Here is a 20,141-nt window from a genome sequence, read left to right as displayed (position 1 = left end):
CACTCGGGAGCCTCGAACTACCCTACGTGCGAGAAGAGCAGTCGGATGCCCGCCGAAGCCGTCGCTGATGCCGTAGCGACGATATCGGGCCTCCCACCGGCTCTTCTGCTTGATCCGTTTTTCACGCGCCCTTGCGAATCATCGCGATAGACTTTTCACTACTGGATGATACCACCTAGTTGTATGAGCGAGTTTGATCAGTTCAGCCAGGTCGGCGAAGCCGACGTAACGCGCGCAATCGGACAGGAATGGACCGAGGAGTTCATGGACTTCTCGGACTCGGACGTCATCATCATCGGCGGCGGGCCCTCCGGGCTCACGGCCGCGAAAGAACTCTCCGAGCGCGGCGTCAAGACGATGGTTGTCGAGAAGAACAACTACCTCGGCGGCGGGTTCTGGCTCGGTGGTTTCCTGATGAACAAAGTTACCGTCCGCGACCCCGCCCAGCAGGTCTTAGCGGACCTCGACGTCTCGTACAAACAGTCCCAGGATAGCGAGGGACTGTACATCGCAAACGGTCCTGAGGCCTGTTCCGGACTCATCAAGGCCGCCTGCGACGCCGGCGCGAAGATGCAGAATATGACCGAGTTCACCGATATCGTCATCCGCGAGGATCACAAGGTCTCAGGGATCGTGATGAACTGGACGCCGGTCCACGCGCTCCCGCGCGAGATCACCTGCGTCGATCCGATCGCGGTCGAGGCGGATCTGGTCATCGATGCGACCGGCCACGACGCGATGGCGGTCAAGAAACTCGACGAGCGCGGCGTCCTCGACGCCCCGGGCATCGGCGACGCCGAGACTAGCGCTACGGGCATGGACCAGACCGGCGACGACAGCTACGGCGCGCCCGGCCACGACTCGCCCGGTCACGACTCGATGTGGGTCGGCAAGTCCGAGGACGCCGTCGTCGAGCACACCGGTCTCGTCCACGATGGCCTGATCGCGACCGGAATGGCAACCGCGACGACCTACGGTCTCCCGCGGATGGGGCCCACCTTCGGTGCCATGCTCGTCTCCGGCAAGCGCGCCGCCCAGGTCGCGCTCGACGAACTCGAAGTCGACGCCGAGCCGGTCGAGTTGACTTCGCGGGCCGCGCCGGCGGACGACTGAGCGACCGGTCGGTAGGTGGTTGTGGTGATAGTAGTCGCGTCGGAAGAAGGTGTCTGAATGCCCACTCGGCCAGCAACGCCCATCTCAAGGTAGCAATCGTCGTCCCCCACCGAAATCCACACCGTTTTCGCGGCCGTGATACAGCGTTCGGACATGAAACTCGTCGTTACCGGTGCGGCCGGCGGTGCGGGGAGCTGGGCGGTCGATCACTTCGCAACCGACGGCCACGAGGTATCGGCATCGATCTCGAGCGCCCCCCGAGACAGCCGAACCGAGCGGTAACTTCTGATCCTACGTCGACATCCGCGACGTCGTCTCGATCGTCGATGCCGCGCTTGCAGCTGATATCGACGGCCACGAAGCGTCCCACGCGATGGCCGCCGATAACTACCTCGGCCGACCCACCGCGAACGTGATCGAGACCGTCTTCGGAGCGCGGCCGGCGGAATGCAACCTCGAAGGCGAGGAATCCGCGTTCTCGACGGCCAAAGCGACAACTGAACTCGGCTGGGAACCCGCCCACACCTGGCGGGATGCCGAAACTGAACTCGTCGACGGACCGTCGTTTATCGACAGCTAAAATCCGTACTCGGTGTCCCGATCGTGACCGTGATCTCGCTTCCCGTCTGTAGACAAGTCACCGGATCGGTCGTCGACTTCAGCCTCACCATCGTCGATGTCGACGTGATGAACGGCACTCGGTGAGAGGAGCCGATCTCCCTCGAGTTCAAGCCAGCCGTTTCCGTGGACGACGAGCGGTCCCTCGTAGAGCACGTCGTCTGGCTCGGGTCCGTCGTAGATAACAACGTCCCGATATGCCTGTAGGAACGGGCTTGCCTCGTCCGATACCATCGAATTGCGAGAGACGAACGGCGGGAACATGTCGTACCGTGATGTTTGTTCGGTGATGAATGTGCGGGGTCCGCGTTCGACGCCGACCGTAACTGATTCACTCTGTGGTACAACTAGAGAATATATGGTCGAGCAAATCGTCATTTATCGAGCGCCGACGACGGTGGCCGACATTGAGGCCATCGCCGGCTGGCTCGAAGCGCACGTCGACGCTTCCGTTTCCGTTCGCGATCGGTTCCTCGACGTACACCGCACCGACGACCTCGCCGAACGGTTCGCCGAGGCGCGCGTGCAATCGCCGCACGAGTTCAGCACGGGAAACACCATGCTGGGGACGATCCGATACGAGGAGCGAGCGCTCGATGATCCCGAGCGCGAGGGAGGGGTACTCTACGATGGTATCGGAATTCAGCGCGCGCTGAACGAGGCGTTGCCGGCGGCCGATCGTGAACTCGATGCGGTACACGTTCCGGTGCTCGACAGAGCGATCGGGACCTGGGGCGAGCACGACGGCCGCTGGCACAAGCGAGTTTCCGTCCTCGGACAGCCGGCGCTGATCTCGGTCCCCGGCCTCTACGAAGCGCCGGCGAAGCCCGAGGCGTACTACGAAGAGAAGCAGCGCCATGCCCTGTTGTCGGGCGATACGCCGCCGCGGGAAGTGCTCGAGAATCAGGTCGAAGGCGAGTTCCTGGTCGCGGACGATCCGCGGACGACCGACGCGCTGAAGGGGTATGTCCTGCAGGCAGTGCACTATCTGGAGACGGGCGAACCGTTCTGCGAGCGGGACTCCTGCCGACTCTTTAACGCGCACTATCACGAGGAACTGATCGAGGCGCAGTTGCGCGAGCCCGCGTTCTGTGCCGAGCACGCCGCGATGTACGGCGAGTCGGCGTAGCCGCTGTCGTCGTTCGACACGTCCGGATCCGCGTTTCGTCGCTCTCCCGAATTCGCGAAGCGGCAACTCGTCGAAACCGATGTGTACTTTTGTGCGACCCGCTTTCGAAACACACAATGAGTGAGAAGTTTACCGTCGCGGTTCCCGTTCGGTACCGCGACCTCGATCCGATGGATCACGTCAACCACGCCGTCTACGCGAGTTACCTCGAAGCCGCCCGAACCGACTACATCGCGGACGTTCTCGAGACTCCCCAGGAGGAACTGGCGTTCGTCATCGCGAATCTCGAAATTTCGTACGAACGTCCGATTACGATGGACGACGACCCCGTCGTCGCGCTCGAAGTGACTGACCTCGGCGACAGCAGTTGTACGCTGGCCTACGAGATCCGTACCGGCGACGAAATTGCCGCGACCGCGGAAACGACGATTGTCCGCGTCGATCCCGACACGGGACACCCGACGCCGCTTTCGGACACGGTCCGGAATCGAGTTCGCGAGTTCGAAGAACTCGAGGCACCGGCGTAGTCCTGAACTTCGGTTCTGTTTTGCCGTCTCATCGATAGTTACTCGAGTTCACCACCGGTGAGTCGAACGACGCCGAAGAGGTGCGTTTCGTCGGCGACGGCGCTCGAGTTCGCTCTGAGTCGGGTGTGTGCCGCATCGATGCGCTCGTCCAGCCGCACGTGGGGCGGATACTCGTAGCGAAGTTGCGTCGTCGGCGGGGTCGAGAGGACGACGATGGCGCGGAAGACGGCGTTGACCGGCGGGGCGTACCACGCCTCGCTGCGGGCGGCATTGGCGAGGACGACGTGGCCGCCGGGGCCGACGCGTTCGCACCAGTCGTCGACCGCCCCGGCGGGATCGTCGAGCATGCCGACGACGAAGGTTGCGAGCACGGCGTCGATGCCGGTGGACGGGATCGGTGGCCGCGTCGCATCCCCGCGGACGACGTGGACGTTGTCGTATCGGTCGGCCGCCGTGGCGGTGGCGCGGTCGAGTACCGGCCGCGTCACGTCGATACCGATGACGGTACCCTCGGGGCCGACCTGCTCGCGGAGATAGGGGAGGTTCGCTCCGGTTCCACAGCCCATCTCGACGACGGTATCGCCGGGATCGAGTCGGCAGGCGGCGGCGACCCGCCGCCGAAGCCGCGACACGCCCGGTGTTCGACGCGCGATCAGATCGTAGAGGTGCGCCCAGCGCCCGTAGAACTCCTGTGTGGTTTCGATCGTCATCGGTCGGTTCCGGTCTCCGTTCGTCGCGTTCGGTCTGTGTTCTCGACAGGTGTCCCAAAAGCTTGCGGTGGCGCTGGGGCGGCGATCGGGACGGCGCGTCATCCGCAGCGGCGGGTTTCTCTCCGGTCTCCAGATTAGAGCAGCGAGCGCACGTCGTCCGAGACGGCTTCCGCGTCCGGACCCAGGAGGTAGATCAGCGGTTCGATTCCCGGCCCGCCGGTCTGGTACAGCACCGTCGCGTCGGGGTGGTCGTCGATCGCCGCACCGACGCTCGAGCCGACATCGTCGCTCTCGTCGAACTCGGCCGTTTCGTGGCCCTGCTCCTCGAGTTCGGCGAGCACGTCGGCGTCGTACCGGACGTTGATCGCCGCTTCGGCGGTCGCGCCGTGGCGGCGCGCCGAGAGCAGGACCGTCGCGACGTGTTCGGAGACGCCGAATTCGGGATCGGCCGGCACCGTCGCCTTTCCCTTCACGTCGAAGATCCGCCCGGGAACGCCGGCGACGTCGTCAATATTCGATGCATCGGGCGTGCAGGCGACCAGGTTCGAGCCGACCGCTGGGATCAAGCCGGCGAAGCCGCTCGCGTTCTCGAGAATCCGCAGGCCGCGTCTGAGCGACGAGAGGACGCGCTCGCTGGTCCGCCGGTCGTTCTCGGGATCGTGCACCCGGAAGCTCGATCCGTGATCGGCGAGTTCGGGAACGGCCTCTTCGTGGAGCTGAGCGAGCAGGTCGCCGCCGGTTTCGAGTTCGCGGATGAGGACCTCGATTTCGATCAACGCCTGGACGGGCGTGATGTCCCCGGACGCGAGTCCGGCACCGAGTTCGTCGACGAGGCTGTCGACGCGCTCGTCGGCGGCGATACGGTCGTTCGTGGCAACGTCGCCGTGAGCGTACTTCGAGACGGCGCTCTGGCTGATCCCAAGGACGGTGGCGACTTCGCTCTGGGTGAGCCCCCGGTCGCGCAACTCCCCGGCCAGGAGCGAGCGGACCGTCGGCAGGAACTCGTCGACCACTAGTTCTTCGACGAATTGCATTCGGTAGGCTGGACTTGGACCGCAGCGGGGTTAACTTTCCGGGGATTCGGGCTGTCGTTTGCGGTTCGCGGATCGTGGCTCGCGGCTCGGGGATCGCGGATCGCGATTGACGGGCCACAAACCCCAGATCGCACGTCAGGTGTGCAGATCGAGTGCAGAGACGGCCGACCTGAACTCGAACATACTTATCGCTGGGGTGTAAACGAACGGATCGATGAGCGTCAAGGCAGTTGTCGTCGCGATCGGTGCCGGCATCGCCGCATTTCTCGGAATTGGACTCGGGGTGACCGAGATCACGGGTCACTGGGTCGCGTATCCGCAGTTCCTCGGGCTGCCGGCCGGCTTCGTCACCGGTGCCGTTGCAACGATCGGCGTCGCCCTGAAACTCACCGACGACACCTCCGACGGGAGGCCTGATCTTGCGGGCGCAATGGGCGGATTCGCAGTCGGTCTCGTCGGCGGTATCCTCATCGCGGCCGGCACGATATTCGGTGCCGTCAGTTCGCTCGCCGTCGGCGTCGTTTTGGGGCTCGCCGTCGCGATTGCGGTCGCCCGGTATCGGTGAAGATTCGAGTTCGCGGGACGGTCGTCCGTTAGCGGTCCAGTTGTTCGCCGCCGAACTCGTGGTCGCTCTGGATGCGCGAGGCCTGCGGACCGTCCTGATCCTGATACTTCGAGCCGCGCTCGCTGCCGTAGGGCCGTTCCGCCTCCGTCTTGAGTTCCGTAAAGGTAAGCTGTGAGATACGCATGCCCGGCGTCAGCGCGACGGGTGCCGTTCCGAGATTCGAGAGTTCGAGTGTGATCTGTCCCCGGTAGCCGGGATCACAGAGACCCGCAGTGGCGTGGACCACGACGGCGAGGCGGCCGAGCGAGGAGCGGCCCTCGACGTGGGCGATCAGGTCCGCCGGAATCTCGACGCGCTCGTAGGTCGTTCCGAGAACGAAATCGCCCGGATGGAGAATAAAGTCGTCGCCGTCCTCGACGAGCGTCTCGGTGACGTACTCGTCGACCTCGCGCTCGGAGTCGGGGTGAATGCAGGGGATGTTCGTCCGCTGGAACTCGAGGAATTCCCGTCCCAGTCGGAGGTCGATACTCGCCGGTTGGATCTGCAGTTCCGGATCGTCGAGCGGTTCGACGACGAGGTCGCCCGCGTCGAGTCGGCGGCTGATGTCCGCATCGGAGAGGATCATATCCGACGAGTCGAACGGTGGATGTGAAACTGTTCCGATTGCCGTCGTCGCGCCGGACCGACGCGGCCTTCCGCTCTCCACTTACTCCAGTGCGTTTTCGATCGCCGTCGTCGTCTGCTCGAGTGCCATCATCACGAAGTCGTCGCTCTCGTAGAACTCGACTTGCTCGCCGTCGACGAAGACGGTCGGCGTCCCGGCGACATCGTTCGAGTCGCCGTGGGACTTGTTGTCCTCGATCACCGATCGGTGTTGCTCGTCCTCGGCGGCCTCGCGGACGGCCCCGCCATCCGCTCCGGCGTCGTCAGCGACCTCCTCGATGACATCGTAGGTGTAGGACCCGAGGTGCTCGTAGATGTCGCTCGCGAAAGTCCAGAAGGCGTCGTTACCTTCGTCCTCGAAGACCTCGCGTGCCGCGCTGGCAACTTCCCACGACCATTTCTCCTTTACCGGAACCGGGAAATCGCGGAACTCGTACTGAATCTCTCCCGGTTCGATGTACTGATTTTCGAGTTCGGGATAGACCTGGAGTTTGAACGCCTGGCAGAAATGACAGGAGAAGTCTTCGTAGATAGTAACGGACACGTCGGCGTCCGAATCGCCGTTGACCGGTGCATCCGGTGGGCCCCCATTCCCGAGACAGCCAGCAACACCACCGATACCGACGGCCGCCGTCGTGGCGAGAATCGCTCGCCGCGTTCGCCTCATAGTGGCCGTTCGTCCTCTCGAACGAAATGCGTATCGGTCGTCACAACTGCCACCCGATGCTCGTAATCGCCGTTGCTTTACCTGCCCCCCTCGAGAACACCCGTATGAAACAGGCCATCGTCGCCCGAACGGATATCGGAATGGGACAGGGAAAACTCGCCGCACAGGTCGCACACGCGTCGTTGTCGGCCTACGAGAAGGCCGATAGTCAACTTCGGAATCAGTGGAAGCAAGGCGGACAGAAGAAGGTCGTCCTCAAAGGAACGAGCGAGCGCCAACTCCACGAACTCGCGGAGATTGCGGATCGAGACGGCATTCCGAACGCGATCATCCGGGATGCCGGCCACACGCAACTCGAGCCGGGGACCGTCACTGCGCTTGCGGTCGGACCGGCCGGCGATGACCGGGTCGATAGCGTGACCGGTGAACTCTCGTTGTTCTAACTCCCACGGTCTGTATCAGACGGTCTGCTGTCTCGATTTTCCGGTGCAACCGCAGGACGGGTCGCGGATGCGCTGGAACTGACTGACAACAGTTCGCATCATTCGACTAACTGTACCGCACGTGCTGGTCGCGTTATGCACTGTCACCGTCGATTTCGATGTCGATGTCGGTGGTACTGTCAAGATCAACGGTAACCCCGGCAAGGTCGAGATACGGCGACAGAACACACCGATCGACCGTCAACTCGACGAGTTCAGTCTCGTCGGTTGCGGTGAGGAGGCCGGCATCGGACAGGTGTGGCAGGTGGACGTGATAGAGGTCGGTCAGGACGCGTTCGTAGCGGTCAGTGTAGCGGCCATTGGTATGGGAAAGCTGCCGTTCGGCCATATCGTCGGTCGCATCGAGCGAACTGTCGTCGGACTTGAGTTCTGACCGTGTGATAAAGGTAGCGAGGTCAGTGATCGAGACCGGCATTGGGTGTGCCGCCAGATAGGCGAGCGTATACTGTCGCCGTTTGACGGCGAAGGCGGCAAACAGGTCGGTCGAAGTGATCAGTCGTGGTTCCGTCGCGTCATCGATGGAGTTGCGTGTATCGGACATCATACGCTCCGTACTTCACTTACACTTCTCTCGATTGCCGACGACTCTCGCGCCCCGACTTCAGTAGAGTACACGTACAAATTGACGGGGGTTCATATAACCTTTATTGTCGATTCATGAAGGGGGAACAAAACATCAGCAGTACTGATCGGTTCGGCTCATTTCTCCGGTGACGCATGCGAGTCAGACGACTGCGGATCCGAGTTCTCGCGTTCGACCGTGACGATCCAGTCGGGGGCATCAGCCAGTGGCGTCGTGATCACCCACGTCGCTTCGATGGCGGCACCGTGTGCGAACGCGGACGTGATCAGCGTTTTGAGGTCCGCTTCGAAGGTCTCCGTCGCTTCTGTGTGATCCTCGGGGGAGTGATTCGTATTCATGATCGGGCGGCAAAGACAGATCGATACTCGATTGCCTGTTGCCAGGAGGCAAGCAGCGGCAATAACCGTATCGGCCCGTCCCGATCCGTTCACGACTCCCGATGACCGCCCGCGGAGAGCGCCGAGACGGACACCAGCCGACACACTGCGTGGACCGCGAGAACAAACCGATTTAGTCTCCGCACGCAAACCTCCCATCAGCATGCGCCCGGCACACCCCACCGAACACGCCGTCGGAATGACAGCCTACGTCAGCGACACCGACGGCACCGGCGGCCGCCTCCGTGCGGCCGACGACCACTTTCGCGTTCGTGAACTCGAACGCTTCTCAACCGAACCGATCGACGCGTCGACAGACGCCTATCCGCACTTCGTCTTCCGGGCGACGCTTCACGGGTGGGACACGAACGACTTCGCCGCGCGCATCTCGGACGCCCTCGGCGTCTCCCGCGAACGGATCAACTGGGCCGGCACCAAGGACAAATATGCCGTCACTACACAGCTCTTTTCGGTCTACAGCACGGACGCGGTGGACCTGCCGGACATCAACGACGCTGAACTCGAACCCCTCGGGCGCGCCGGCCGCTCGCTCGAGTTCGGCGACCTTGCGGGCAACGCCTTCGAGGTCGTCATCAGCGATCCCGCGGAGCCGGCGAACGCGACCGATATCGCCCGCGAACTACGGGCGTTCGGATCGTTCGACGGGACGGTCGGTCGAACCGACGACGACAGCGACGGCGGACCGTCGGCCGACGGGTCGGGAGCAACCGAACCGAGCGATTCCGCCCCGATCGGCGTCCCCAACTACTTCGGCCAGCAGCGGTTCGGCAGCCGCCGCCCGGTCACCCACGAAGTCGGCCTCGAAATCGCCCGCGGCGACTGGGAAGGCGCGGTGATGGCCTACCTGGGCGCTCCGACCGAGGCCGAACCCGACGGGACGCAGGCGGCCCGGACGTTCATCGAGGAGACGAGAGACTGGCAACAGGCGCTCGACCGATTCCCGAATCGGCTGCGCTACGAACGCTCGATGCTTCACGAACTCGCCGCGTGCGACGGCGACCCCGGCCCCGACGACTTCCGTGCCGCACTCGAGTCCGTCCCCTCGAACCTCCAGCGCCTGTTCGTCCACGCCGCCCAATCCTACGCGTTCAACCTGTTCCTTGGCGAACGTCTCGAACGCGGCCTTCCCTTCGACCGCCCCGTCGCCGGCGACGGCGTCTGCTTTACCGACACCGGCGACGACATCCCCGCCGAACTCACGCTCCCCGATACCGACCGCCTCCAGCGCGTCGACGAGCGCCGCATCCAATCAGTAACCCGCCACTGCGAGCGCAACCGCGCCTTCGTCACCGCTCCGCTCGTCGGCACCGACACTGAACTCGCCGACGGCAAACCTGGCGAAATCGAGCGAGACGTGCTGGACGACCTTGGCCTCGAACCCGGCGACTTCGACCTCCCTGGCGAGTTCCACTCGACAGGCACGCGACGACCGATCCTCCTCCGCACTGCACTCGGCATTGAGCAGGCCGAGCAGGCCGAGCAAGACGAGTCAGATGCACTCACCCTCTCGTTTTCGCTTCCCAAGGGGTCGTACGCAACGGTCGTCCTGCGAGAGTTCATGAAGGTCGATCCGATCCATCTCGGCTAACAACGAACTCGTCGCTTCAGGAGCAGACAGTGGTTGTTCTTCCGGCGGCGCTGCTCGGATGCTGGCGGCGAAAAAACAAAACGGGCGTCTCAGTCGAATCGGTTAGTCGCTCGTCGCGACGTCTTCGTCGTCGACATCGACCGCGGTCGCTTCCTCTTCGGCGACTTCCTCGGGGTGGGCTTCGAGCGTTGCCTTCTGGATCTCGACCCGGCGAAGCGGGTAGATCGTCTTGGCTTCGCCGTAGATCGCCGACGAGAGTCGCCCCTCGACGACACCGTCGATGAGTTCCTCGAAGGTGCGCTCCGCGGCCGCCTCCTCGACCATCTGGACCATCTGTTCGCGGATGGCTTTCTCCTGGCTTGCGTCCGCCTTCTTGGTCGTGAAAGCGACTGGCTGGACCTGCACGCGGTAGTCGTCCGTCGTGAGGACGGTGACGTAGGCCTCGATCTTCGAGGCACCGCGGCGGACCAACGAGCGCAGGTAGTCGCGGGTCAGCGAGTGCTTCTGGAACTCGGTGTAGGCGGTGTCGCTGCCGACGTCCGTGATCTTGAAGGTCAGCTTTGTGTTGTTCTCGCTGGCGTTGTTGTTGAGGTCGCCGAGCGTCGTTTCGATGGTTCGGTCGTAGACTTTTTCCGGTTCATCTGCGGGGGTCTCGCCGAGTTCGGTCCGGTCGAACTGCTCCGGAGCGAGCACGGTGTACCACCGCTTTTCCTGTTTCGCACGTGAGACTGAGCGTTCACTCATTGTGTTCTTGTGTTGTGGTATCAGCGTCGGACACAGTACCCGTGTCCGCTGGGTCGTCGTGCTGTTCAGTCGCGTCTGCGGGCGGGGCGTCCGTGGCGTCGCTATCCGCGACATTGTCGTCTCGCCCATCGGGAGCGTCTCGCGCCATGCGAGCAACATCGACTGCAACCTCGAGATTGACGACGTAGTCGTCGACCGTCGAGTGCAGTCCGCCCGTCGTCTCGCGCTCGATCCGGGTGACGACGGTCGTCTCGTCCGCCACGACGGTCTCCATCTCGTCGGTGTTGTCCGGGCGAAGCGCCCGTGCGACGAGTTCGGGATCGTCGTGGTCGGTGCGGATCGTGGCGCGTCCGTGAGGTGCTGGTGCCAGCTCCGTGTCTGTCTCCGATGGCATGATCAGTAGTGCTCCCTCACTGCCGCGATGATCGTCGAATTGTCCACCGTTCTCTCTTCGTCTTCCGCGCTCTCGTCGCCTCCAACGCTATCGTCCGCAGCAGCGTCATCGACGGTGACGTCGTACTGCAGATATCCGCGGCGATGCCCAACATCGTACTCGGCACGGATCCCATCGGCGTCGAGTTCTCGCGTCACCGCTTCGACGGTCGCCGCAAGCGACTCGGACTCGCGAGTCGCGATCGCCGCTTCACCATCGCCGATGGCGAGCACCGTCGGCTCCGGCGATCGGAACTCGACGGCCAGGCGAGCAACCGCTTCGACGGGACCGGCGTCGATACCGACGACGAACAACCCGTCGTAGCGGCCGGTCGAGGCCGTCTCGAGCGCGTCGTGTGCGCGTTTTCCGTGCGTTCGCCAGGCCGAAAGCGCCGGTCCGACGGCGTCGTGGCCCATCGCCAGTGCGGCTCCCGTACCGGGTTCCGTGCGAGCCGTCGCCTCGAGCACGTCGGCGTAGCCGCCGACGGTGGGAAAGGCGTACTCGTCCTCAGAATCGGATCCAGTCCCGGTAATCGCGTACGGCTGTAGCACGCGCTGGATCGACGTTGCGGCCGCATCGGTGGCCGCCTCGGCTCCCACGACATCGAGCGCGACGAGCGAGCCGATCGTCCGATGCGCGTCCGCGCCGAACGAGGCTGGCTCGTCGAACTCGAGTTCAGTACCCGCGAGCGCATCGCGAGTCGCCTCGGGATCGCCCGACCACGGCGCGCACAATCGCGTCGAGTGCGCCAGGCCGTCGACCGGGTCGACGGTCGGAACCGCGACACCGGGTCGGCGCTCGACGAGCCCGCGTTCACGAGCACTCTCGAGGAGCCATTCGCTCTCGCCAGCGCCGGGTTCGACACCGGCTGCGACGAGACCAGCAAGCGCGAGCACCGGATCAACCCCGGCGACTGCCGTCGAGCCGTCCGTACTGAACTCGCGAACGAGGTCGGTCGCTGCGAGCGTTGCCGGACGGTCGTCCGAGTCCAACCGGACGACGGCCTTGGCATTACCCGCGTCGACGGCACCGAAGACGACCGTCAGCTCGTCGCTGTCTCGCTCATCCTGTCCCTGAACTCGGTCGGTTCGATCACCGACCGTTCGGGCGACCGTCACCTGAAATGGGATTCCCGAATCAGAGAGCGCCGTGGCGAGAATACCGCTCGCTGCGAGCGCATCGCCGTCCGCTCGCGTGACGATGCGAACGAAGCCGGCGCTCTCGATGTCGGGGGCGTGTGTCACGGCGGTAGAGCCGGCGTGGCCGTCAGTGGACATTGAACGTGGATGATCGTGCAGGTGGTCGTGTCTCGACGAGTCGGACGCGTTAGTTCTCTTCGAGGAGATCGACCGCGATCTCGTAGGAGTACGCAAAGTCCGGCTCGAGTTCGTCGCCGCGGTAGTAGTCGGCGAGTCGGCGGACCTTCGACTCCGTGTTCTGCAGGGCACGCTTGTTCTGGTAGTCCTGCGGATTCTCCTGGACGTGCTCGCGCAGGCGGATGGCGCGCTCCATCAGATTACGGAGATCCTCGGGGATGTCTGCCTTGGCATCGTTTTCGTCGAGGATCTGGGTGATCTTCTTGCCCGTCACCAGCTTCACGTCCGGGACAGGCGTTCCTGTGACACCCTCGTCACGCAGTTTGATCCCGATCTGGCTGGGATCGTGGCCCTGTTCTGCCAGTTCGACGACCCGCTGTTCGACTTCGTCGGGGTCGACGTCGCTCCACTCCGGTGGTTCGTCTGCCGCGGGCTTGTCCGAACCGGACGAGCCACGACGGCGCGTATGCATTCGTGCCATTGGTGAGGATAGGAACCGCACTGACCGCTCGAAGACGCGACAGTCGATGCCGTACAGCGACCCAACTGTCTGAACGTGCATGATGCACTTCCGCAATCCCAAGCCACCCAAGCGAGTGGCACAGTCAGATTTGCGGCCGTGCGCTTCCCACCGTCGCTTTCAGCGGGACGGACTAAAGGGTTTCTAGATCTAGAGCGACCGTCGCGGCAGTCTTCAATATGCTTTCGTTTCGCCGCGGCATCGGGGGACCGACCTGCGCCAAACAGCGTTCCACGAGCGGGGGATCGAACGGATCGGCGCGGCCACTGAACTCGTCGGAGAGACGAATAGAGTCGGCGTGTGAGGTAACGACAGGGCCACCCCGACGATTTCGAGGGGTTTATCTATTCCCGTGGGAAAGCAAGTACTGCGAACGAGGGCTCGTAGATCAGGGGTAGATCACTCCCTTGGCATGGGAGAGGCCCCGGGTTCAAATCCCGGCGAGTCCATCCAAGTTCTCTCCGTCAACAATCGACAGAAGGCGCGGCCTCTTTATAAACCCACAACACCGTTGAACGTCTGCCTTGCCGCTTTCACCCGCCAAAATCGTCCCTTGTGGCCTCCCACCGTTACCTCTCTATCCCTTCGACGTACTTGGGTTTTCTACAATCGAGTTTCGGAAGGCAACGTATTGGTTAGTAGAGACGCGATTCCGAAAGGGGGAGTAACAATGCATTGAGGAGGAGAGTACTGACCGGTTCAATGAATTCCTACCCCGGTTGGAACATTGCATGGTGCGTGCGCGAGATCGGTATGTAGCTCCGCGCGCGAATTTTCTGATTTTGCGGACGGATTTCCGGGGAAGTGCTCATCAAGGAGGAGAGAATCAGACTCCAAACGCCCGATTCAGAGTTACTCATAATCCCCCAAAGATGCTACACCCTTTCGGTTCGCCGTAGCTGTAGGGGCTAATGTCCCTCTTTTCACTTCCCTAAACAGTTCGGAGTACAATAGCCATTGGTAGATTCTTTTAGCATTAGTCGACCGGGTAGTATCGCTCCAGTCTCGACCAAGGCTTCTACCGACTTGCTCCATTAGTTCCTGATTCTTAAACGGACTTTCAGGAGCTAATTCGCAGTATTTTTTGACCAGAGTGAGATCTAATAAGGAGTCACGGATCAACTTTTTTCGTTCTTCCTCCGGTGCGTCTTTGACCCTTTCTCCGAGCTCAGTCAATTTTACTGCTGAGTTTCTATAAGCCAAATTAAGAGAATAGAGAGTGCTCAGTAGCTTATTGACATGATTCTCCGAGTAGTCATAGACCTCTGCTATTTCCGATGGTGAGCGGGCTCCCTGCCCTATGATTTCGAGAGCTTCAAAGACCTTGTCTGGTCGCACTTGAGGAAATCCTTCGCCGGAATTTCTACCGATGCTACCTTGCTCGTAATTTGTGGGCTTTTGACGGTAAAGTGTTTGATTGTGCTCATAACCCATCCCCAGATAGTCAAACCATTTTGAATATACACGACCATATGTAACGAATGCGTCCTCGTCTATTGCCTCAGATTCGGTGTAGTAACTGATGATCCGTCCGACCCGAACAAAAGAAAGACTCCCACCGACTAACTCATCATTGACTTCTTGCACCCCCGGTAGATTTTCAAACTTCTCTTTTAAAACTCCCCGGTCATCGAGTTGGAATAGCTTCATAAGCTGGGGTTTGTCGCTTATGACATACCTGCCGTCTTCCTTCTCAAGGAAGCCGAGAATCTTCGGATCATGGATCTTATTGTAGACTGTTCTCTCAGCACATTCAAGGCCATCTGCGAGCTCCTCTTGGGTGTTCTTACCTTTAATCACCAGCCGCAGTACCTTCTTCGTCACCCCGGGAACATCATATAGACGATCTTTCCCCATTCAATCATTTTTACACCCCCCAAATATAAAAACGTTATCCCATCAACAGACAGAGAGTATGAAGCTTGAGTGCCTTAGAGTCCGATATAGTACCTTCAGACCTATACTAAAATTGTAGTGAGTTGAGCAATGAAGAGGGTTATATCCCTCCAACATGTGGGTTTTATCGCCGTTTTCCGTCTTCTCCCACCGTTTATGAACTGAATTAGAGTTATATTCATTTTCAGCTAATCCTCTATACTCGGACTAACGAACTCCCACTTTCACTCCTCGTCCGAAATATCGAGTCAGCGGTATGGTATAGCGGTATCACCTAACTCGGCAATTTCCATGCATAGACGGATGAATACTCCCCTGAGATACGTTATTTCACACGATCTGCGAATATTGAAACAGAGTGTATGGAGAGTCTGACAGCGAATCAATCCCCTGAGTGTTTCGGAGCATTGAGGGGGTTAAGGATTCTTCTTGTTTTATTTTTGAGAATACAGGATGAATTGGCCTATCAGTTCGGAGCCACTCTCCGAAATAAGTCGTTCCTCGATGCATGGTTATACTCGATTGAAATAAGCAGCTTTCCCGATTCCCCCAACTTCAGTCCTATTCCCCCTCAATGCATTGGTACAAGTTTCGGAACCCTCAATTTATCACACTATAGCCTCCCTTCCGAAACTACTCGGCGAACTCAACGTGGCCGTACTCTGGGGCCTCCTCGATACATACGTTCGAGAAGTGGAAAGCATTCCCACGACCACCCTGCCAACTTTCGAGATAGCCTTGTTCGACGAGGTTCTTGAGATGCTCTCGGGTATACCGCGCATAGATGGAGATTCTGTCAGCTACGTCCCCAGTCTTCCATTCGCGAATGTCACGCTCGTTGAGTTCACGTATAGCCTCAATCACCTGCTTCATGCCGTTTTCTTGAGTCATCCACGAGTCAACGGAGACGATTCGCTTCTCTGGCTCTATCCATTCCGGTAGAGCTGACGTGTGGACGTACACAGTCGCACCCTTCTCGCCATCCACCTCCTCCCGTCCGAACCGCATCACTGCCTGAAGGACTTCGTTCCGAATCAGCGCCTCCATGACACGGTTCCCGAAGTATCCGTAGTCGGTATCTTCCCCAGAGGTCCCTTCCTGTCGCTCAATGGAGTAACCGGCGAGTGCGCCCCACTTCTTTACGACGTCGTCTCCAGGATGGGGGTTCCCCAGTACGATGCCGAGTCGTATAGTCCCGAAACTGTTGCTGCCCTTGAGGTTCCCGTAGTTTTCCGTCCTCGATGCCAAGGAGTTCAGTCCGCGACCTTTGTACTGTTTTAGCCCCTTCTTCGAGGTGATTACTCCAGGGGTAGAGTCGTGGAGATCGTTCAATTTTTCCACAACGGGAATATCGACCGTCGGAGAAACCCCATCTCCACCCTGATAGGCGTTCCAGTTCTCAGTAGTCTGCACGATTTCCAGCCCGAGAACATCCTCAAGATATGTCTGCCTGTCACTATCATCGAGGAGCGGAAACCGTTCAATCTCTGTCCCCATCACGAGTTCCCACAGTTCGAGTACTGGTGTTCCATCGAGAGCCACGACACTCTCTGCTTCCCCAAGGTTCGGCGGAAGGAGGAATGACCATTCGTGTTCGGTATTCCGGGCCGCTACTTTCCCGTTCCCCAGGTCAGCGTGTCGCCAACGGTTGTCCAGCCGCTCTTTCTCCAGATTGGCGAGCGTCATTAGCGGTCCTAGAGCGTGTGCAGACGAGTTCTTGGCCTGGAGTACGTGATTGGCATCGTAGTGCGACCAAACCTTTTGCTTCCACAGCTCGACTTCTTCCCGGAACTCTGACTGGCGGTCAAACAGCTCCTCGTAGTCACGGAAGGGAAGCAAGTCCTCTTCCTCAACGTATGCGGTTACTGCTGGTGGTACCTTCCCCGTGTACTCTTGTAGGAAAGCGTCTCCAGGGAACTCATCGATAGCCACATAACGTTCCTCCGTCCAGTCAGTCTGGTAGGCGTGGAGATAGTGTCCGAGAAGGACATCGTACGGCTCGGGGTCGATATTAATCCCCTCGATGAACGAACATTCCCCATGCTCCAGGCAGGGCGGTTGTTCCCCGAGGAGCCTGCTGGCATTCTGATGGATTGTTTCGCCTTTGATTCCCTGTCGGTATATCCTGAGTATCTTCTCCGTCAGTTCATCTGTCGGGTTTCCCTTCTCGTCGAGTGAAACGCTCTCACAGTCGCGGTGGAAGGAAGCAAGCCGCGCAACCGAAAGGTCGAGGTCGTCTTCCGCACACCAGTCCTCGTACTCGTCCATGAGTTCGTGCCGTGGAGCGAAGACAGAGATCTGGTTTCCTGTTTCAGCTGCCCATCTGAGGACACCGTAACTCTTGCCCGAAGCCGGTAGCGCCTCGATGAGTGAGGTTTGTGGGTGTTCGAATGCCTTCCATATCACGTCGCCAAGACGAAATCGGATCTGTTCGAGAGTGAGATTTTGCGATAGACCTGCTGCTGTAGATGTATCTGTGGACATGAGAATGATTCCTCCCGCTGATTCGTCAAGGATAGCGGGAAAAGCCTCTACTGTACATAACGGGATGCAGTTGGATATAACTACCGAAAACCCACAGACAGCGGTCGATTCCTCCGAAAATTGCAGTACAATCTCCCAGGTCAAACCCCGGGAGTCAGGCACCGAAACCCGTTTTAAAAAACAGGCTAACAGTCTGGCATCGTCTGACGTATCTTCTCGGATTTCTCCGTCTTCGAGCGCTTGTCATAGTACTGCTTGATTGTGTCATAGCCGCTGTTGACCAGGTCGGAGACGTCCTCAATGGATACGTCGTTATCGAGGAGGTACATAATCCGGCCCTTCCGTATCGAGTGGGGACTCACGCTCGATGGACACTTACTGGCAGTGTTGTAGGTCGTGGCTTCACATTCATCGGGGTTGCGGTCGTGGGGACACTCTTGTCCGTAGTGACAGGGGCGTGTGAGCGTGTAGACGTTCCGCTGAATCGTGGTCTTTTGCGCACGGACCGACCGGCCCATCAACAGGGGTTCGCGTCCGTGTTTGTCCGTTCCGCCGGGATGATTCATTTCGAGGTAGTCCTGTACCACTTCCACGTCTTCTTTCGAGAGCGGAACATTACGCTCACCGTGGGATTTGTTCTTCAGCGGAGTCCCGGTATCTGGACGATGCCGTATCTTCAGCATCGGTGGGTTTTCCACGAGGTCGTCCACATCGAGAGCGTGGATACTCCCCTGACGTGCGGCTGTTCGCCACAGTAGCAGGAAGGTGACGTGTCAGAGTGAACCGTACTCGTACTTTTCGAGGTAGTCGAGAATCACGTCAGCTATCTCCGCCTCGATGAACTCATCCCGCGAGTCGTTACCGTCTTTCTGAGGCACGAGGCTTTCCACCTTCATCGGAAGCCCGTGAGGTACGGCTTCGATAGCCTGGCAGAAGCGCATGAACTTCTTGAGCGTCCACATCTGGTTTCGGAGCGTGGTGAGACTCACCTGCTTGCCCCGCCACGTCTTGAACTCCTTGAGTCGCCGTCCGGTGAGGTCATTGAGATTCTCTATTTGGTTTTCGTGGCAGAAGTCCACGAACGGTCGGAGAGCGTACTTGTAGTTCTGTACGGTGTTCTTTGCTTGTCCTTCTTTCTGGTCTTCGAGGAAGTCCGTGACGGCTTCCTGTGGTGCGTATGGTTCGAGGCTCATGGTTGGTGTTGACGGAGTCGTACACCCAGATAGATGCACTCTGGTTGGCACACTCCCCGCGCGGAGGGAGCGTAGCGAGCGTGAGCGCAGGCCCCGGGTTCAAATCCCGGCGAGTCCACTCCTTCACGTCCTGTTACTCGTTCAGTCGTGAACTCGCCGACCATCGCAAACGCTTCGGGTTGCTCAACCCGACGAATTCAGTTTCCTACGTCGCTTCTTCGTTTTCGAGAATGTGTCGAGCGCGGCAAACGTGTCGGATAACACAGTACTGACGAGTTCACTGCAGGGTTGCGTCGCCACGTACACTTTCCTCGGGGGGTGTCGTTAGACGTGGTATGGAGAACCGGGACCGGGATTTGGACCGGAAACGGCGCACTGAGTCGTTCGAGAGCCAGTCGGGGACCGATCTTACGTACGAGACGGCTGCAGAGTCGCCGATCAAACGCTGGCTCTTGCTGGACGGGAATCGGCTGTTGATCGCCGGGATACTCGCGGGCGGACTGTACATCCTCGTCGTCGGCTGTCAACTCGCCGGCGTTATCGAGGTGACGGATGCCGAGGCAGTCGGCTCGCTGTACAGCGCGCTCGTTGGCGGAACGCTTCCCTTTATCACGATCGTGCTGGCGATCAACCAGCTCGTGCTCTCGCAGGAACTCGGGTGGCCGAACGAACTGACCGAGCGCTTCGAACGGATGACCGAGTTCCAGCGCCGCGTCGAGGGGGTGACCGACGTGACGGTGAGTCCGGCCTCGCCGGCGGCGTTTCTCGAGGTTATCGTGCAAGCGACCGTCGATCGGGGGCGACAGCTTCCGGCATCGATGACAGCCGACGCAACGGCTCGCCAGCGCGAAGAGGTTGCACGCTTCGTCCACGAACTCGAGGCTGACGGCGAAGCAGTCGCGGGGACGCTCTCCGAGGCCGAATTCGGGACGTTCGAAGCGCTGTCGGCCGTTCTCGGGCATCATCAGGGGAACTACTACCATGCTTCCCGCTTCTTCAAAGCGGAGTGGAGCGAGGGATTCGAAGAGACGCAGCCACTCGAGGACCTGATCGAACTGCTCGGACTGCTCGCGATCGCTCGGCAGACGTTCAAGACGTTATACGTCCAGCACGAACTCGCCGTGCTCTCTCGGCTGTTGTTGTACGTCGGGTTTCCGACGCTCGTCGGCGGCGGGCTATTGGTGGTCTCGTATCCGACGCTCGTGACGACGGTGTCGAGTACGGCGGTCTTGCTCGCGATCGCCGCGGGCGGGGTCGCCCTCGTCTTTCTCCCGTTCGTCGTGCTGTTGAGCTACGCGCTTCGAATTGCGACGATTGCCGCTCGAACGGCTGATTTCGGCCCGTTTGTCCCGCGGCGGCCATCGTGACGGTGTCGGTCGGCCGCTCGCTGCTGGTTCGTGCCACTCGCTGGCTCCGCGGATTCTCTTTCGATCGACACTGACAGAGACGGTCCACCG

The 20,141-nt window shown here is 60.4% G+C and carries 24 protein-coding genes and 1 tRNA gene; 10 read left to right on the top strand and 15 right to left on the bottom strand.

Annotated features, from left to right (window positions below; translation table 11 throughout):
• The first annotated feature begins 183 nt into the window (after positions 1–183).
• The 3 genes from C484_RS08275 to C484_RS24980 all read left to right on the top strand — a co-directional run bounded on the left by C484_RS08275 (position 184) and on the right by C484_RS24980 (position 1,693).
• Positions 184–1,113, top strand: coding sequence for a sulfide-dependent adenosine diphosphate thiazole synthase (locus C484_RS08275; RefSeq protein ID WP_006825487.1), 930 nt, complete (start codon positions 184–186; stop codon positions 1,111–1,113).
• Between the two features lie 153 nt (positions 1,114–1,266).
• Positions 1,267–1,395, top strand: coding sequence for a hypothetical protein (locus C484_RS24605; protein ID WP_006825486.1), 129 nt, complete (start codon positions 1,267–1,269; stop codon positions 1,393–1,395).
• A 91-nt stretch (positions 1,396–1,486) separates the two neighbouring features.
• Positions 1,487–1,693: a hypothetical protein gene (locus tag C484_RS24980; protein WP_006825485.1), complete on the top strand. Its 207-nt coding sequence runs from the start codon at positions 1,487–1,489 to the stop codon at positions 1,691–1,693.
• Here C484_RS24980 and C484_RS08265 read toward each other — a convergent pair.
• Entirely contained in the window at positions 1,690–1,995 is a 306-nt protein-coding gene (locus tag C484_RS08265; protein WP_006825484.1) for a hypothetical protein, read from the bottom strand. The two genes, C484_RS24980 and C484_RS08265, sit on opposite strands and share 4 nt — an antisense overlap.
• 94 nt (positions 1,996–2,089) lie before the next feature.
• Between C484_RS08265 and C484_RS08260 the strand changes: the two genes are divergently transcribed.
• Together C484_RS08260 and C484_RS08255 are read left to right on the top strand one after the other, a co-directional pair.
• Positions 2,090–2,860, top strand: a complete 771-nt coding sequence (locus C484_RS08260) for a DUF7001 family protein (RefSeq protein ID WP_006825483.1) — start codon at positions 2,090–2,092, stop codon at positions 2,858–2,860.
• Between the two features lie 116 nt (positions 2,861–2,976).
• Entirely contained in the window at positions 2,977–3,387 is a 411-nt protein-coding gene (locus tag C484_RS08255) for an acyl-CoA thioesterase (protein ID WP_006825482.1), read from the top strand.
• Between the two features lie 38 nt (positions 3,388–3,425).
• Here the strand turns inward: C484_RS08255 and C484_RS08250 are convergent, their stop codons facing one another.
• Both C484_RS08250 and C484_RS08245 read right to left on the bottom strand, forming a co-directional pair.
• Positions 3,426–4,097: a class I SAM-dependent methyltransferase gene (locus C484_RS08250; RefSeq protein ID WP_006825481.1), complete on the bottom strand. Its 672-nt coding sequence runs from the start codon at positions 4,095–4,097 to the stop codon at positions 3,426–3,428.
• 134 nt (positions 4,098–4,231) lie between these two features.
• Entirely contained in the window at positions 4,232–5,131 is a 900-nt protein-coding gene (locus tag C484_RS08245) for a thiamine-phosphate synthase family protein (protein WP_006825480.1), read from the bottom strand.
• 214 nt (positions 5,132–5,345) lie between these two features.
• Here C484_RS08245 and C484_RS08240 point away from each other — a divergent pair, with 214 nt between their 5' ends.
• Positions 5,346–5,696: a hypothetical protein gene (locus C484_RS08240; RefSeq protein WP_006825479.1), complete on the top strand. Its 351-nt coding sequence runs from the start codon at positions 5,346–5,348 to the stop codon at positions 5,694–5,696.
• 28 nt (positions 5,697–5,724) lie between these two features.
• On the opposite strand, the gene dcd is transcribed toward C484_RS08240, so the two are convergent.
• Both dcd and C484_RS08230 read right to left on the bottom strand, forming a co-directional pair.
• A complete protein-coding gene (dcd, locus tag C484_RS08235) occupies positions 5,725–6,321 on the bottom strand; it encodes a dCTP deaminase (protein WP_006664444.1) in 597 nt (198 codons plus the stop codon).
• 81 nt (positions 6,322–6,402) lie between these two features.
• Entirely contained in the window at positions 6,403–7,026 is a 624-nt protein-coding gene (locus tag C484_RS08230; RefSeq protein ID WP_006825478.1) for a DsbA family protein, read from the bottom strand.
• A gap of 104 nt (positions 7,027–7,130) precedes the next feature.
• Here C484_RS08230 and pth2 point away from each other — a divergent pair, with 104 nt between their 5' ends.
• On the top strand, positions 7,131–7,469 hold the full coding sequence (gene pth2, locus C484_RS08225; protein ID WP_006825477.1) for a peptidyl-tRNA hydrolase Pth2: 339 nt from the start codon (positions 7,131–7,133) through the stop codon (positions 7,467–7,469).
• Between the two features lie 133 nt (positions 7,470–7,602).
• Here the strand turns inward: pth2 and C484_RS08220 are convergent, their stop codons facing one another.
• On the bottom strand, positions 7,603–8,073 hold the full coding sequence (locus C484_RS08220) for a DUF7344 domain-containing protein (RefSeq protein WP_006825476.1): 471 nt from the start codon (positions 8,071–8,073) through the stop codon (positions 7,603–7,605).
• 155 nt (positions 8,074–8,228) lie between these two features.
• Positions 8,229–8,450: a hypothetical protein gene (locus tag C484_RS08215; protein WP_006825475.1), complete on the bottom strand. Its 222-nt coding sequence runs from the start codon at positions 8,448–8,450 to the stop codon at positions 8,229–8,231.
• 202 nt (positions 8,451–8,652) lie between these two features.
• Between C484_RS08215 and truD the strand changes: the two genes are divergently transcribed.
• Entirely contained in the window at positions 8,653–10,098 is a 1,446-nt protein-coding gene (gene truD, locus C484_RS08210; RefSeq protein WP_006825474.1) for a tRNA pseudouridine(13) synthase TruD, read from the top strand.
• Positions 10,099–10,200: 102 nt separating this feature from the next.
• On the opposite strand, the gene C484_RS08205 is transcribed toward truD, so the two are convergent.
• Genes C484_RS08205 through C484_RS08190 form a run of 4 tightly spaced genes read right to left on the bottom strand, consistent with a single transcriptional unit; the run spans position 10,201 to position 13,072 of the window.
• Entirely contained in the window at positions 10,201–10,842 is a 642-nt protein-coding gene (locus C484_RS08205) for a 30S ribosomal protein S3ae (protein ID WP_006664450.1), read from the bottom strand.
• Positions 10,835–11,236 (bottom strand): KEOPS complex subunit Pcc1, encoded by a 402-nt coding sequence (locus tag C484_RS08200; protein ID WP_006825473.1) that lies wholly within the window; start codon positions 11,234–11,236, stop codon positions 10,835–10,837. The genes C484_RS08205 and C484_RS08200 overlap by 8 nt, the downstream gene beginning before the upstream one ends.
• A 2-nt stretch (positions 11,237–11,238) precedes the next feature.
• Complete coding sequence (locus tag C484_RS08195) at positions 11,239–12,552, bottom strand: hypothetical protein (RefSeq protein WP_006825472.1); 1,314 nt, start codon at positions 12,550–12,552, stop codon at positions 11,239–11,241.
• A gap of 49 nt (positions 12,553–12,601) precedes the next feature.
• Positions 12,602–13,072, bottom strand: coding sequence for a 30S ribosomal protein S15 (locus tag C484_RS08190; RefSeq protein WP_006109942.1), 471 nt, complete (start codon positions 13,070–13,072; stop codon positions 12,602–12,604).
• A 416-nt stretch (positions 13,073–13,488) separates the two neighbouring features.
• Here C484_RS08190 and C484_RS08185 point away from each other — a divergent pair.
• Positions 13,489–13,560, top strand: a tRNA-Ala gene (locus C484_RS08185).
• 403 nt (positions 13,561–13,963) lie between these two features.
• Here the strand turns inward: C484_RS08185 and C484_RS08180 are convergent.
• From C484_RS08180 to C484_RS08165, 4 genes are all read right to left on the bottom strand, one after another.
• Positions 13,964–14,968, bottom strand: coding sequence for an AAA-associated domain-containing protein (locus C484_RS08180; protein ID WP_006825471.1), 1,005 nt, complete (start codon positions 14,966–14,968; stop codon positions 13,964–13,966).
• Positions 14,969–15,640: 672 nt separating this feature from the next.
• Positions 15,641–17,491 carry a hypothetical protein gene (locus C484_RS08175; RefSeq protein WP_049915161.1) on the bottom strand — a complete coding sequence of 617 codons (1,851 nt, stop codon included), beginning with the start codon at positions 17,489–17,491 and terminating at the stop codon, positions 15,641–15,643.
• Positions 17,492–17,676: 185 nt separating this feature from the next.
• Entirely contained in the window at positions 17,677–18,201 is a 525-nt protein-coding gene (locus C484_RS08170) for a site-specific integrase (protein WP_006825469.1), read from the bottom strand.
• Between the two features lie 63 nt (positions 18,202–18,264).
• On the bottom strand, positions 18,265–18,684 hold the full coding sequence (locus tag C484_RS08165; protein ID WP_006825468.1) for a site-specific integrase: 420 nt from the start codon (positions 18,682–18,684) through the stop codon (positions 18,265–18,267).
• Between the two features lie 335 nt (positions 18,685–19,019).
• Between C484_RS08165 and C484_RS08160 the strand changes: the two genes are divergently transcribed.
• Positions 19,020–20,051 (top strand): hypothetical protein, encoded by a 1,032-nt coding sequence (locus C484_RS08160; protein ID WP_006825467.1) that lies wholly within the window; start codon positions 19,020–19,022, stop codon positions 20,049–20,051.
• The last annotated feature ends 90 nt before the right edge of the window (positions 20,052–20,141 follow it).

This window comes from Natrialba taiwanensis DSM 12281, from assembly GCF_000337595.1.
Lineage (GTDB): Archaea > Halobacteriota > Halobacteria > Halobacteriales > Natrialbaceae > Natrialba > Natrialba taiwanensis.
This window is presented reverse-complemented; position numbering and strand designations above follow the sequence as displayed.

Excerpts from the sequence above, each read along its gene's own strand:
- C484_RS08275 (WP_006825487.1), top strand. The coding sequence starts at position 184 with ATGAGCGAGTTTGATCAGTTCAGCCAGGTCGGCGAAGCCGACGTAACG.
- C484_RS24605 (WP_006825486.1), top strand. The coding sequence starts at position 1,267 with ATGAAACTCGTCGTTACCGGTGCGGCCGGCGGTGCGGGGAGCTGGGCG.
- C484_RS24980 (WP_006825485.1), top strand. The coding sequence starts at position 1,487 with ATGGCCGCCGATAACTACCTCGGCCGACCCACCGCGAACGTGATCGAG.
- C484_RS08265 (WP_006825484.1), bottom strand. The coding sequence starts at position 1,995 with ATGTTCCCGCCGTTCGTCTCTCGCAATTCGATGGTATCGGACGAGGCA.
- C484_RS08260 (WP_006825483.1), top strand. The coding sequence starts at position 2,090 with ATGGTCGAGCAAATCGTCATTTATCGAGCGCCGACGACGGTGGCCGAC.
- C484_RS08255 (WP_006825482.1), top strand. The coding sequence starts at position 2,977 with ATGAGTGAGAAGTTTACCGTCGCGGTTCCCGTTCGGTACCGCGACCTC.
- C484_RS08250 (WP_006825481.1), bottom strand. The coding sequence starts at position 4,097 with ATGACGATCGAAACCACACAGGAGTTCTACGGGCGCTGGGCGCACCTC.
- C484_RS08245 (WP_006825480.1), bottom strand. The coding sequence starts at position 5,131 with ATGCAATTCGTCGAAGAACTAGTGGTCGACGAGTTCCTGCCGACGGTC.
- C484_RS08240 (WP_006825479.1), top strand. The coding sequence starts at position 5,346 with ATGAGCGTCAAGGCAGTTGTCGTCGCGATCGGTGCCGGCATCGCCGCA.
- dcd (WP_006664444.1), bottom strand. The coding sequence starts at position 6,321 with ATGATCCTCTCCGATGCGGACATCAGCCGCCGACTCGACGCGGGCGAC.
- C484_RS08230 (WP_006825478.1), bottom strand. The coding sequence starts at position 7,026 with ATGAGGCGAACGCGGCGAGCGATTCTCGCCACGACGGCGGCCGTCGGT.
- pth2 (WP_006825477.1), top strand. The coding sequence starts at position 7,131 with ATGAAACAGGCCATCGTCGCCCGAACGGATATCGGAATGGGACAGGGA.
- C484_RS08220 (WP_006825476.1), bottom strand. The coding sequence starts at position 8,073 with ATGATGTCCGATACACGCAACTCCATCGATGACGCGACGGAACCACGA.
- C484_RS08215 (WP_006825475.1), bottom strand. The coding sequence starts at position 8,450 with ATGAATACGAATCACTCCCCCGAGGATCACACAGAAGCGACGGAGACC.
- truD (WP_006825474.1), top strand. The coding sequence starts at position 8,653 with ATGCGCCCGGCACACCCCACCGAACACGCCGTCGGAATGACAGCCTAC.
- C484_RS08205 (WP_006664450.1), bottom strand. The coding sequence starts at position 10,842 with ATGAGTGAACGCTCAGTCTCACGTGCGAAACAGGAAAAGCGGTGGTAC.
- C484_RS08200 (WP_006825473.1), bottom strand. The coding sequence starts at position 11,236 with ATGCCATCGGAGACAGACACGGAGCTGGCACCAGCACCTCACGGACGC.
- C484_RS08195 (WP_006825472.1), bottom strand. The coding sequence starts at position 12,552 with ATGTCCACTGACGGCCACGCCGGCTCTACCGCCGTGACACACGCCCCC.
- C484_RS08190 (WP_006109942.1), bottom strand. The coding sequence starts at position 13,072 with ATGGCACGAATGCATACGCGCCGTCGTGGCTCGTCCGGTTCGGACAAG.
- C484_RS08180 (WP_006825471.1), bottom strand. The coding sequence starts at position 14,968 with ATGGGGAAAGATCGTCTATATGATGTTCCCGGGGTGACGAAGAAGGTA.
- C484_RS08175 (WP_049915161.1), bottom strand. The coding sequence starts at position 17,491 with ATGTCCACAGATACATCTACAGCAGCAGGTCTATCGCAAAATCTCACT.
- C484_RS08165 (WP_006825468.1), bottom strand. The coding sequence starts at position 18,684 with ATGAGCCTCGAACCATACGCACCACAGGAAGCCGTCACGGACTTCCTC.
- C484_RS08160 (WP_006825467.1), top strand. The coding sequence starts at position 19,020 with ATGGAGAACCGGGACCGGGATTTGGACCGGAAACGGCGCACTGAGTCG.